Source organism: Lactobacillus pasteurii DSM 23907 = CRBIP 24.76 (genome assembly GCF_000297025.1).
GTDB lineage: Bacteria > Bacillota > Bacilli > Lactobacillales > Lactobacillaceae > Lactobacillus > Lactobacillus pasteurii.
Map to the genome: position 1 here is coordinate 1 of NZ_CAKD01000026.1, position 12,407 is coordinate 12,407.

At 40.0% G+C, this 12,407-nt stretch carries 8 protein-coding genes, 11 tRNA genes and 1 rRNA gene; all 20 read left to right on the top strand.

Going from position 1 to position 12,407, the window contains the following annotated elements:
• Positions 1–3 precede the first annotated feature (3 nt).
• The 20 genes from BN53_RS08695 to BN53_RS08790 all read left to right on the top strand — a co-directional run bounded on the left by BN53_RS08695 (position 4) and on the right by BN53_RS08790 (position 12,306).
• Positions 4–75 (top strand) — tRNA-Glu (locus BN53_RS08695).
• A gap of 37 nt (positions 76–112) precedes the next feature.
• A tRNA-Ser gene (locus BN53_RS08700) sits at positions 113–201 on the top strand.
• 8 nt (positions 202–209) lie between these two features.
• Positions 210–283, top strand: a tRNA-Met gene (locus BN53_RS08705).
• 3 nt (positions 284–286) lie between these two features.
• Positions 287–360, top strand: a tRNA-Asp gene (locus tag BN53_RS08710).
• 6 nt (positions 361–366) lie between these two features.
• Positions 367–439 (top strand) — tRNA-Phe (locus BN53_RS08715).
• 7 nt (positions 440–446) lie between these two features.
• Positions 447–528, top strand: a tRNA-Tyr gene (locus BN53_RS08720).
• Positions 529–536: 8 nt separating this feature from the next.
• Positions 537–607: transfer RNA gene (locus BN53_RS08725), tRNA-Trp, on the top strand.
• Between the two features lie 14 nt (positions 608–621).
• A tRNA-His gene (locus BN53_RS08730) sits at positions 622–694 on the top strand.
• Positions 695–701: 7 nt separating this feature from the next.
• Positions 702–773: transfer RNA gene (locus BN53_RS08735), tRNA-Gln, on the top strand.
• A gap of 19 nt (positions 774–792) precedes the next feature.
• Positions 793–863 (top strand) — tRNA-Cys (locus BN53_RS08740).
• A 38-nt stretch (positions 864–901) separates the two neighbouring features.
• Positions 902–985, top strand: a tRNA-Leu gene (locus tag BN53_RS08745).
• A 122-nt stretch (positions 986–1,107) separates the two neighbouring features.
• The gene (locus tag BN53_RS08750) at positions 1,108–2,286 is read left to right on the top strand and encodes a glycosyltransferase family 4 protein (protein WP_009560583.1); all 1,179 of its coding nucleotides are present in this window, start codon (positions 1,108–1,110) and stop codon (positions 2,284–2,286) included.
• On the top strand, positions 2,273–3,316 hold the full coding sequence (locus BN53_RS08755; RefSeq protein ID WP_040537406.1) for a glycosyltransferase family 4 protein: 1,044 nt from the start codon (positions 2,273–2,275) through the stop codon (positions 3,314–3,316). The genes BN53_RS08750 and BN53_RS08755 overlap by 14 nt, the downstream gene beginning before the upstream one ends.
• Positions 3,316–4,341 carry a lysylphosphatidylglycerol synthase transmembrane domain-containing protein gene (locus tag BN53_RS08760; protein ID WP_009560585.1) on the top strand — a complete coding sequence of 342 codons (1,026 nt, stop codon included), beginning with the start codon at positions 3,316–3,318 and terminating at the stop codon, positions 4,339–4,341. The genes BN53_RS08755 and BN53_RS08760 overlap by 1 nt, the downstream gene beginning before the upstream one ends.
• A 71-nt stretch (positions 4,342–4,412) precedes the next feature.
• Positions 4,413–6,479 carry an LTA synthase family protein gene (locus tag BN53_RS08765; RefSeq protein WP_009560586.1) on the top strand — a complete coding sequence of 689 codons (2,067 nt, stop codon included), beginning with the start codon at positions 4,413–4,415 and terminating at the stop codon, positions 6,477–6,479.
• Between the two features lie 65 nt (positions 6,480–6,544).
• Positions 6,545–6,778 (top strand): preprotein translocase subunit SecG, encoded by a 234-nt coding sequence (gene secG, locus BN53_RS08770; protein WP_009560587.1) that lies wholly within the window; start codon positions 6,545–6,547, stop codon positions 6,776–6,778.
• An 82-nt stretch (positions 6,779–6,860) separates the two neighbouring features.
• Complete coding sequence (rnr, locus tag BN53_RS08775) at positions 6,861–9,176, top strand: ribonuclease R (protein ID WP_009560588.1); 2,316 nt, start codon at positions 6,861–6,863, stop codon at positions 9,174–9,176.
• A gap of 11 nt (positions 9,177–9,187) precedes the next feature.
• Entirely contained in the window at positions 9,188–9,646 is a 459-nt protein-coding gene (smpB, locus tag BN53_RS08780) for an SsrA-binding protein SmpB (protein WP_009560589.1), read from the top strand.
• Between the two features lie 213 nt (positions 9,647–9,859).
• Entirely contained in the window at positions 9,860–10,384 is a 525-nt protein-coding gene (locus tag BN53_RS08785; protein ID WP_009560590.1) for a TetR/AcrR family transcriptional regulator, read from the top strand.
• 358 nt (positions 10,385–10,742) lie between these two features.
• Positions 10,743–12,306, top strand: a 16S ribosomal RNA gene (locus tag BN53_RS08790).
• Positions 12,307–12,407 lie beyond the last annotated feature (101 nt).

A 12,407-nucleotide genomic window follows, 5' to 3' on the forward strand; every position in this document is an offset into this window, starting at 1 on the left:
CATGACCCGTTGGTCAAGTGGTTAAGACACAGCCCTTTCACGGCTGTAACATGGGTTCAAATCCCGTACGGGTCATAGCCTTATAAGGCTTTATATTTTTTTAAAACACTATGGAGGATTACCCAAGTGGCTTAAGGGAACGGTCTTGAAAACCGTCAGGCGGGTTCTGCTCGTGCGTGGGTTCAAATCCCACATCCTCCTTACTTCATCGCGGGATGGAGCAGTCTGGTAGCTCGTCGGGCTCATAACCCGAAGGTCGTTGGTTCAAATCCAGCTCCCGCAATATGGTCCATTGGAGTAGTGGTCTATCTCGCCTCCCTGTCACGGAGGAGATCGCGGGTTCAAATCCCGCATGGACCGTAAGATGGCTCGGTAGCTCAGTTGGTAGAGCAAAGGATTGAAGCTCCTTGTGTCGGCGGTTCGATTCCGTCCCGCGCCATCCATACGGAGGAGTAGCGAAGTGGCTAAACGCGACGGTCTGTAAAATCGTTCTCTCTGAGTTCGGCGGTTCGAATCCACCCTCCTCCATTTTTAATAGGGACATCGTATAATGGTAGTACATCGGTCTCCAAAACCGCTAATGTGGGTTCAATTCCTACTGTCCCTGTTTAAAACTTCATGGCGGAATTGGTGAAGTGGTTAACACACCGGTTTGTGGATCCGGCATACATGGGTTCGATCCCCATATTCCGCCCTAACATTGGGATATAGCCAAGTGGTAAGGCATTAGACTTTGACTCTAACATGCACTGGTTCGAATCCAGTTATCCCAATTGTTTATCTTAATACTGTGGCGGTGTAGCCAAGTGGTAAGGCAGAGGTCTGCAAAACCTTAATCGTCGGTTCGAATCCGATCCCCGCCTTCACTTGACCAAAGTCAGGTATAAATTGTTAATATTATGGCGGTGTGGCGGAATTGGCAGACGCGTCAGACTCAAAATCTGGTGTCCATTAGGACGTATCGGTTCGACCCCGATCACCGCTATTTGATAAAAAGACCTAGTAAAAGCTAGGTCTTTTTTTATTAATATACATAGTTCAATAAATGCATCCGTAGAATTGCAAGTATTCTGTCTTGAATTTATAATGCTAAATGGAGGCTTATATATGAATATAGGGATTTTTACTGATACCTACTTTCCACAAGTTAGTGGGGTAGCAACATCAATTCAAACACTGAAGAATGCTCTAGAAAAGCAAGGCCATAATGTCTTTATTTTCACGACAACCGATCCACATTTGGAGAAGGGGAAAATCGAACCAAATATTTTCAGATTTAGCTCTGTTCCTTTTATTTCATTTACTGATCGTAGAGTTGCTTTTAGAGGCTTTTTTGAGGCGACCAAGGTTGCTAAAGAAGTTCAACTGGATGTAGTTCATACTCAGACAGAATTTGCTTTGGGAATGATTGGAAAATATGTTGCCCATCAATTAAAAATTCCAGCAATTCATACTTACCATACGATGTATGAAGATTATCTGCATTATGTCTTGAATGGGCATTTGCTTAGACCCTACCATGTTAAGCAATTTACCAAAAGCTACCTTAAAAATATGGATGGTGTAATTGCACCTAGCATGCGGGTTAAAGATCTGCTTAATCGCTATGATGTCAATATTCCAATCGATGTTATCCCTACGGGTGTAGATATCGATAGTATAAATAGCGATAATTATCGAGATGTTCGCAAGGATTTGGGAATTTCTGAGGATCAAAAGGTAATTCTAACTTTGAGTAGAATTGCTGCTGAGAAAAAGATTGATCATATTCTCAATGCTATGCCACATATCATCGATGAGATTCCAAACGTTAAGTTGGTTATTGCCGGTGATGGACCAGATGTTGATATTCTTAAGAGTCAGGTTGAAAGATTGACTCTTGAGGATTATGTGATTTTTGCCGGAGATGTCGATCATGCAGATGTCGGCAATTACTATCGAATGGCCGATCTGTTTGTTTCTGCCAGCGACACTGAAACTCAGGGATTAACATACATCGAGGCTTTGGCTGCTGGTCGCAAATGTGTAGTTTACGATACAGATTACACTGAAAATGTTTTTGATAATGAAAACTTGGGTAGGGTATTTACTTCTCAAAAAGAAATGCTAGAAGATATTTTGTTTTATTTGAAAAAGGATTCTGCAGAAGTACCTCAGGATCTGCTAGAGAACAAGCTAAAACAAATTTCAGCTGATAATTTTGCTAAGAGAGTACACGATTTCTATCAATTTGCGATTAATAATTATCAAGAAAATCAAGAAGAGGATTTATATGATCAGAATTAATATGTTTTCCCAAGCCGATTCTGTTAAAGGACAAGGGGTAGGATCAGCTTACAACGAATTAATCAACTTAATGCGAAAAAATCTTTATCAAGACTTCTATATGACTATCAATAAGTACGGAACTAGCGATTTGACTCACTATCACACAATCAATCCTACTTATTATGCCAATAGTTTCTCACCGGCAAGAGGTAGAAAGATTGGCTACGTTCACTTTTTGCCTGATACTTTGGAAGGTTCAATCAAATTGCCAGGTTTTGCCAAAAATGTATTCTATAACTACGTAGTCGACTTCTATAAGCGCATGGATCAAATCGTGGTGGTTAATCCAATTTTTATCAATAAGTTGGTTGACTACGGCATTGATGCGGGCAAGGTCAAGTACATCCCTAACTTTGTTTCTAAAGAAGTGTTTTATCCACAAAGTTTGGCTGAAAAGAATGCTTTTAGAAATAAATTGGGGATAGCTCATGACAAGTTTGTAGTTTTTGGTGATGGTCAGATTCAAGAACGCAAGGGCGTTGATGATTTCGCCAAGTTAGCTGAAGCTAATCCAGAAGTACAATTTATTTGGGCAGGTGGATTTTCATTTGGAAAAATTACCGATGGCTATGACCACTACAAAGAATTAGTTGATCATGGACCAAAGAATTTGCTTTTTACTGGAATTATTGATCGCCAAGAACTCGTTAATTACTTGAATATTGCAGATTTATTCTTGCTTCCATCATTTGATGAACTTTTTCCAATGTCAGTTTTAGAAGCTTTCAGTTGCGGAACTCCTGTATTGCTTCGTAATTTGGATCTCTATAAAGCAATTATCGATGGCTACTACATGAGCGGAGCTGATTTTGATGAACTTAATCAGCAATTAAGAGCAGCTATCAACAATCAAGAATTATTGAAAAAATATGGCAGCTTATCAATTGAAGCAAGCAATGAGTATTCAGAAGAGCACCTTACGGATATCTGGCGCGATTTCTATCATGAACAATATCAAATTGGAAAGAGAATGGGTCAGATCCACTAATGAATAAGAAAAATTTGTGGAGTATCACGATTGTCTTAGCAATTAGTGTGGCGATTTTATATATTGATCTAAAGGCAACTCCGTTTAAACAAATAATTCATGCAGCTAGTTCGATGAATTGGAGCTTTTTCGGATTGATCTTTGTAATGATGCTTCTTTCCTATACTTGTGAGGCGCTAATTTTATCAGTATTAGCCAAAAGAAAAGGCGAACCGAAAAGAGGCTTCTGGTCTTTCTTTCGGATTCCGATCATTCAAACTCTATTCAACGCGATAACTCCAATGTCGACTGGAGGCCAACCTGCTCAATTAACTGCAATGATTCAAATGGGAATTGAAGGCGGCAGAGCGACTTCTTTATTATTGATGAAGTTCATTGTCTATCAGATATGCGTATTTTTGGCTTATGTTTCAACGATTGCAACGGGCTTTCATTTGGTGAAAACAAAATTTTCAACCTTGGCAATTTTTATTGTAATTGGCTTGTTGATTCACGTAGTTTCGACTTTGTTTTTATTAGCAATAATGTTTGCCTACAACTTTACCAAGTCAGCTACTATTTTTTTGATGAAAATTTTGCGCAAGATTTTTCCGGCTGAAAAAGTCGACAAGTGGCAAGAAAATGCCATCAGCAAAATTGATACTTTCTATGGCGAAAGTAGAAAATTGAAAAATGAAAAGCAAAAACTGTTGAAGGTAACGTTTTTGACGATTTTGCAATTGTTGTTGTTCTATTCAATTCCATATGTAGTTCTGCTAGCATTGAACGTTCATGCATCATGGCTAGAAGTAACACAGATGAATATCATGATTACTATGATCATGGCTATTGTGCCTATTCCAGGTGCAAGTGGCGGGGCAGAATACAGTTTTCAAACTCTGTTTTCAACCTTTATCTCATCAAGCGGAACTTTAGTGCTGGGGATGTTTTTATGGCGACTAGCTACTTATTTCTTTGGAATAATTCTGGGAATTTTTGGCTGGTCAATTAAGCCGAAGAAGATTTCAAGTTCAAAAATTAATTAAGATTGCAAAAGAATGATGTAACTACAGCCAGAGCGTAGTAATATTAGTTAGCGTGATGAGAGGAGAATATGATGGCACATACTAAGTCTTTTCTACGATGGCTGACTCATGACAAGTTAGGCTTTTTCACCATTGTATTGGTATTATTTTGGCTAAAGACGTATTTTATATATCAGACAAAATTTAGTCTAGGTGCAGTTGGACCAATGCAGCAATTTTTATTGTTGTTCAATCCAATCCCAGCGGGGATGCTTTTGCTTGGTATAGGACTATTTTTTAAAGGGCGAAAGTCGTATTGGATTACGGTTATAATTGACTTTTTGCTGAGTCTGTGGCTATTTTCGAATATTTTGTATTATCGCGAATTTTCTAACTTTTTATCATTCGCGATTATCAAGACTTCCGGCTCAACTTCTGATAATTTAGGCAAGAGTATAGTTGGAATAACTCTTCCAACTGACTTTTTGGCATTTATCGATGTGGCAATCGTTTTGATTTTGCTGATAACGAAGGTTGTTAGAATCGATGTTCGTCCGCTGAAGTTGAAGTTTACAACTTTAATTGAAGTTTTGGCTATCAGTTTGATGGGACTGGACTTGATGATGGCTCAAAAAGACAGATCAGGACTACTTACAAGAACTTTTGACAATAATTATATCGTTAAGTATTTGGGAATTAACGAATACGCGCTTTATGATGGAGTAAAAACCGCTCAAACTAGTGCTCAGATGGCTAATGCCAATGTGTCAGATTTGAAGTCGGTTCAGAAATTTTTAAAAGCGCATTATGTCACTCCTGGCAAGACTTACCATGGAGTTGCCAAAGGAAAGAATGTGTTGGTCATCCACTTGGAAAGTTTCCAGCAGTTTTTAATTGGCTACAAGTGGAAGGGAAAGGCTGTAACGCCAAATCTGAATAAGATTTTCAGGTCAAAAAATACGATCAGCTTTGACAACTTCTTTAACCAAGTTGGACAAGGTAAAACTTCAGATGCGGAATTGATGTTAGAAAATTCATTGTTCGGTCTGCAATCTGGTTCAGCTATGTCTAGCTATGGTACTTCTAATACCTTTGAAAGTGCACCGGCAATTTTGTCACAAGAAGGTGGCTATACTACCGCTGTAATGCACGGGGGCGAAGGCTCATTTTGGAATAGAAATAATGCCTACAAGTCCTTTGGCTATCAATATTTCATGCCTTTGAGTTATTATGAAAATAAGCCAGGCTACTACATTGGATATGGGTTGAAGGATAAATTGTTCTTCAAACAATCCGTTAAATATATCGAAAAATTGCCACAACCGTTTTATCTTAAGATGATCACTGTCACTAACCACTATCCTTATCAATTAGATAAGAAAAATCAGTCGATCGATAAGACAGATACTGGCGATGAAACGGTTGACGGCTATGTCCAGACCGCTCATTACTTGGACCAAGCAATTGGTGAATTGATGGCCTGGATGAAGAAGACTGGATTAGATAAGAATACTTTGTTAGTCTTTTATGGCGACCACTATGGAATCTCTGGCAACCATCATAAGGCATCAGCAGAACTACTGGGCAAGGGTAGTTTCAACGACTTTGATAACTTGAATTTCCAAAGAGTTCCATTGATGTTCCATATGCGCGGATTAAAGGGAAAGATCGACCATACTTATGGCGGAGAAATCGACGTTTTACCAACCTTGCTCAATTTGCTAGGAGTTAACGACAAAAATACGATTCAATTTGGACACGACTTGTTAAGCAAGAAGAATCCACAAATTGTTGCCCAGCGAAATGGTGACTTTATCACACCGAAATATGCCAAAGTATCCGGTGATTATTACGATACTAAGACAGGTCAAGAGATTACCAAGCCTGACAAAAAGGTTAAGAATGAATTGACTTCAATTTCTAACTTGGTAACTACAGAGCTATCATTATCAGATCGTGTAATCAATGGCAATCTTTTGCGATTCTATAAGCCAAAATGGTTTAAAAAGGTTGACGTCAAAGATTATGACTATAACAAAGAAAAGGCTCTAAAAAAGCTCGATTCGTCCAAATCTAAGACTTCTCTTTGGTATAATAATAAAAAGAAATCTACAGAATCAAAGTTTAAGACTGATGCACCTGAGTTAGATAAAAAATAAACTGCAAAAATTTATTTTTTGTGATAAAATTGTTCAGTAACGTATCAGATATTGGAGGCAGCGCATTGTACAATATATTTATGACTTTATTAATCATTGTTTCTATTTTAATTATTATTGCAACAATGATGCAGCCGCAAAAACAACAGGATGCATTAAATGCACTTTCTGGCGGCGCAGTATTCAGTGGCCAATCAAAGAAACGTGGATTTGAAGCGTTTATGGAAAAAGTTACTTCTGTTTTGTTAGTTTTATTTTTCGTGTTGGCAATTGTTTTAGCTTACATGTCATCAAAATAGATAATAACTACTAACCCCCCGATCGATAAATTGCGACTGGGAGGTTTTTTTAATATTTTTAGTAAGAATGGAGAATTAGCTAATGGCACAAAATGAAAAAGTTTTGGCCGGAGTTTTGGAAATTTTTCGCCAAAATCCACCTAAGAAATTTCGAGTAGATCAACTTGAAAGAATTGCAAGACGGGAACGTTTGGGCAGTTTTACAGAATTAATCAAGGCTTTGTCATTTCTTGAACATGAAAAGAAGATCATTACTGATGGCAAAGGTCAATATCAGTTAGCTTTGGAAAATACGATTGTTGAAGGATTGTTTAGAGCCAATGATAAGGGCTTTGGTTTTGTTAAGTTAGATGACGAGGATGCTGACGATATTTTTATTCCTCGTGACTACACTAATTATGCAGTAAATGGCGACAGAGTTAAGGTAAAGATCACTGTTGGTGGCAATCCTTGGAATAATAGAAGTGCCGATGGTGAAGTAATTGAAATTCTTGAACGTGGATTAGATACCATTGTTGGTGAATTTACTCCATTGCCAGATGACCAAGTTAAGTTGAGTCATTTTCTTGGCTATGCCATTAGCAACAACAAAAAGATTCACAATTACCGCGTTTATGTTGCAGATAATGGCTTAACTCCTCAAATGGGAGACATGGTAAAGGTAAGCATCAAGAATTATCCAAATGCCGATAATCCAGATTCAATGACTGGATCAGTTATCGAAATTATCGGTAATAAGAATGATCCTGGCGTAGATATTATGTCGATTGTTTCTGAACATGATATTCGAGTTGATTGGCCAGAAGAAGCTATGAAGCAGGCTAATTCAATTCCTGATCATGTAACTGAAGAAGATAAAAAGGGTCGAATTGACATAACTGATCAACCAGCTGTAACCATTGATGGGGATGATTCTAAGGACTTCGATGATGCGGTAGTATTATGGAAATTGCCTAACGGAAATTACCATCTAGGTGTTCACATCGCAGACGTAGCTCACTATGTTAAGCAAGGAACTCCACTTGACCGAGAAGCTTTTGAACGCGGAAACAGTACTTATTTAGTGGACCGAGTAATTCCAATGTTGCCTTTTAGACTTTCAAACGGTATTTGTTCATTGAATGAAGGCGTAGAAAGACTAGTATTGTCATGCGATATGGAAATTACTCCAGCCGGCGACAGAGTTGGATATAAGATCTATCCTTCTGTAATGCGCAGCCATGGCCGTATGACTTATAACAAAGTAAATCGCGTTTTAGCTGGCGACATGGAAGGCCTAGAAGATAAGTACTTTGAATTGGCAGATATGCTTAAGGATATGGCTTCATTGCACGATGCTTTGTATCAAAAGCGTCATGAACGTGGGGCAATTGATTTTGAAGAACCAGAAGCTAAGATTATCGTTGACGAAAAGGGCAAGCCAGTAGATATTGTTTTGCATGAACGTGGTATTGCTGAAAAGATGATCGAATCATTTATGTTGATTGCCAATGAAACAGTAGCTGAAGACTATTACCGCAAGCATGTCCCATTCTTGTACCGCGTTCACGAAACGCCAGATGGCGAAAGAATCAAGAGCTTCTTTGAGTTCTGTTCAGCTTTTGGCTTAAATATTACTGCGGATCCAAATAACGTTAAACCAATTGATTTGCAAAAGGTTGTAACTAAGACTTTGAATACGCCTGAAGAAGCCGTAGTTCAAACAATCATGTTGCGTAGTTTGAAGCAAGCTCACTATTCTGAAGATCCACTTGGTCACTTTGGTTTAGCAGCTAAGTACTACACTCACTTCACTTCGCCAATCAGAAGATATTCTGACTTAATGGTTCACCGCATGATTCATGACTATGCTGATTTTGGCATGGGGGATGCAGAGCAAGAACATTTTGGCAGCCTTTTGCCAGAAGTAGCAGAACAAACTTCAACTCAAGAAAGACGTTCAATCGACACTGAGCGTGCAGTTAACGATTTGAAGATGACAGAATTCATGGCTGACCAAGTCGGAGAACACTTCAGTGCCGTAGTTTCATCTGTTACTAGCTTTGGAATGTTTATTCAATTGCCAAATACTGTAGAAGGATTAATCCATATCACCAATTTGGACGATGATTTCTATAGCTTTGACGAAAAGACCTTGACTTTAACTGGTCGAGGTACTCACCGTCAATTTAAGATTGGAATGCCAATTGAAGTTACCCTAATCAATGCAAATGTTGATCAACATCAACTGGATTTTGCAATCTATGATCCAAATGCACCTAAGTCAACTCATAATGACCGTGGCCAAAATAATCGTTTCAGAGCAGGCGGACGATCAAACAATGGTAGAGGCCATGATCGTGGAAATAAGCCTTATCGTGGACGTAGAAATGATCGTGGTCGTGGATTTAAACGCTAGGACTGGATATCATGAAAAAGGAAAATAACGAAAATCTGCTAGCTCAAAACAAGAAAGCTGGCCATGATTACTTTATTAAGGACACTTATGAAGCAGGGATTGCTTTGACAGGAACCGAGATAAAGTCTGTTAGAGCAAGAAGAATTAATTTGCGGGATGGCTATGTCCAAATTAGGAATAATTCTGCATTTCTAGAAAACGTGCATATTAGCGAATACAAACAAGGTAATCGCTATAATCATGAACCTCTGCGCTCGCGCAGGTTACTTTTGCATAAAAAGGAAATCCAAAAATTGGCAAAAGCTGTTCAAGAGCGAGGAACCACCATTGTACCTTTGAAAGTCTATTTGAAAAAAGGATTCGCAAAGGTTCTAATTGGTGTTGGTCAAGGTAAAAAAATGTACGATAAAAGGGATGCAATCAAGAAACGAGACCAAGACCGTGAACTACAACGAAAATATAAAATGTAAAACAATACAATCTGTATTGTTTTTTTATTTTGCCTAAAGTCTTGATACATAAGCTTTTATAAACATTAACTATATTTTTTAAGCGTTATAAAATTATTTTGTGCTTGCTAAATTGCAAAAAGCTTGATAAATTAGTTCTCATATATGACGTATGAGTCATTTTAAAATATAGGTATATATAATATATACCGTAAAATAGAAAGAGGATGATCGATGTATCATTATAAATTGCGAAGCAGTATGTGCAAAGAAGTTATTGAAAAAGTTACTTATGAAAGGGTAGCAGGCATCTGCGGTTGTGCTAGAGGAACGATTTACCACCGATATGGTTCAATTCCGAGCATGCTTTCTGAAGTGTTGCTCGCTAGCATAGACATTCATTTCAAACAGGCACATCCTGGAGAAGATTTTGCACGAATAATCGACCGAGCATTAAAGTCGATATATGAAGATCGCAATTGCTACATTTCAATTCGACAGAATATAAAGAAAAAAGATTGGGAAACGATCAAGCCGATGCTAAAGAGAGAATTTCGCGACAGACTAGAAGAAATTTTCCAAACTTATGAAAAATGTCACTTTAAAATTTTTAATGCATCCGTTGAAGTAATATTCGAACAAATTTATAGTTGGGTGAAGCATGATTTTGAGGAAAGGCCACTCGACATGTATCAATACATTATGTATGGAACTGCATTAGGAGTCGAAAGTAAGAAGTGGAATAGAAAGAATTCGTAGAATTCTTTCTATTTTTTATCTCAACAAATCCCAGTCTATCAAGGGTTGGGGGAGAGGGATTGAAAAAAGTTGAAAAAAAGACTTGCAAAAGGGAAGACAAGCGAGTAATATATTTAACTGTCGTCGGGCGCAAGACAAAGAGCTCGATCGGCGGGATGAAAAAACTTCTTGACAGGCAAGAAGACATCTGCTAAAATAAAAAAGCGGTCTGCTACAAAGCAGACGAGCTAGTACTTTGAAAACTGAACAAAGTTTCGCTAAAAGTGTGCGGGTGTAACAACCCAAACAAAAAATAAGCGAAGTCAATTCGCAAGCAATAAATTTTGAGACAAAGATCTTAAAGAACTATTATTTTATAAAAAATGAGAGTTTGATCCTGGCTCAGGACGAACGCTGGCGGCGTGCCTAATACATGCAAGTCGAGCGAGCTTGCCTATAGAAGTTCTTCGGAACGGACATAGATACAAGCTAGCGGCGGATGGGTGAGTAACACGTGGGTAACCTGCCCTTAAGTCTGGGATACCATTTGGAAACAGGTGCTAATACCGGATAACAACTCTAGCTGCATGGCTAGAGCTTGAAAGGCGGCGCAAGCTGTCGCTAAAGGATGGACCCGCGGTGCATTAGCTAGTTGGTAGGGTAAAGGCCTACCAAGGCATTGATGCATAGCCGAGTTGAGAGACTGATCGGCCACATTGGGACTGAGACACGGCCCAAACTCCTACGGGAGGCAGCAGTAGGGAATCTTCCACAATGGACGAAAGTCTGATGGAGCAACGCCGCGTGAGTGAAGAAGGTTTTCGGATCGTAAAGCTCTGTTGTTGGTGAAGAAAGATAGAGAGAGTAACTGATCTTTATTTGACGGTAATCAACCAGAAAGTCACGGCTAACTACGTGCCAGCAGCCGCGGTAATACGTAGGTGGCAAGCGTTGTCCGGATTTATTGGGCGTAAAGCGAGCGCAGGCGGAAAGATAAGTCTGATGTGAAAGCCCTCGGCTCAACCGAGGAACTGCATCGGAAACTGTCTTTCTTGAGTGCAGAAGAGGAGAGTGGAACTCCATGTGTAGCGGTGGAATGCGTAGATATATGGAAGAACACCAGTGGCGAAAGCGGCTCTCTGGTCTGCAACTGACGCTGAGGCTCGAAAGCATGGGTAGCGAACAGGATTAGATACCCTGGTAGTCCATGCCGTAAACGATGAGTGCTAAGTGTTGGGAGGTTTCCGCCTCTCAGTGCTGCAGCTAACGCATTAAGCACTCCGCCTGGGGAGTACGACCGCAAGGTTGAAACTCAAAGGAATTGACGGGGGCCCGCACAAGCGGTGGAGCATGTGGTTTAATTCGAAGCAACGCGAAGAACCTTACCAGGTCTTGACATCTAGCGCAATCCCAAGAGATTGGGAGTTCCCTTCGGGGACGCTAAGACAGGTGGTGCATGGCTGTCGTCAGCTCGTGTCGTGAGATGTTGGGTTAAGTCCCGCAACGAGCGCAACCCTTGTCATTAGTTGCCAGCATTGAGTTGGGCACTCTAATGAGACTGCCGGTGACAAACCGGAGGAAGGTGGGGACGACGTCAAGTCATCATGCCCCTTATGACCTGGGCTACACACGTGCTACAATGGGCAGTACAACGAGCAGCGAGCCTGCGAAGGCAAGCAAATCTCTGAAAGCTGTTCTCAGTTCGGACTGCAGTCTGCAACTCGACTGCACGAAGCTGGAATCGCTAGTAATCGCGGATCAGCACGCCGCGGTGAATACGTTCCCGGGCCTTGTACACACCGCCCGTCACACCATGGGAGTCTGCAACGCCCAAAGCCGGTGGCCTAACCGTAAGGAGGGAGCCGTCTAAGGCAGGGCAGATGACTGGGGTGAAGTCGTAACAAGGTAGCCGTAGGAGAACCTGCGGCTGGATCACCTCCTTTCTAAGGAAGCCAAAGCGGAGGAGAGTAGAGATACTAAGAGAATCCGCAAGGTACGGAAGCACACTGAGAAACTTTGTTTAGTTTTGAGGGCATTAGCTCTC

Coding starts and splice junctions, on each gene's coding strand:
- BN53_RS08750 (WP_009560583.1), top strand. CDS start 1,108: ATGAATATAGGGATTTTTACTGATACCTACTTTCCACAAGTTAGTGGG.
- BN53_RS08755 (WP_040537406.1), top strand. CDS start 2,273: ATGATCAGAATTAATATGTTTTCCCAAGCCGATTCTGTTAAAGGACAA.
- BN53_RS08760 (WP_009560585.1), top strand. CDS start 3,316: ATGAATAAGAAAAATTTGTGGAGTATCACGATTGTCTTAGCAATTAGT.
- BN53_RS08765 (WP_009560586.1), top strand. CDS start 4,413: ATGGCACATACTAAGTCTTTTCTACGATGGCTGACTCATGACAAGTTA.
- rnr (WP_009560588.1), top strand. CDS start 6,861: ATGGCACAAAATGAAAAAGTTTTGGCCGGAGTTTTGGAAATTTTTCGC.
- smpB (WP_009560589.1), top strand. CDS start 9,188: ATGAAAAAGGAAAATAACGAAAATCTGCTAGCTCAAAACAAGAAAGCT.
- BN53_RS08785 (WP_009560590.1), top strand. CDS start 9,860: ATGTATCATTATAAATTGCGAAGCAGTATGTGCAAAGAAGTTATTGAA.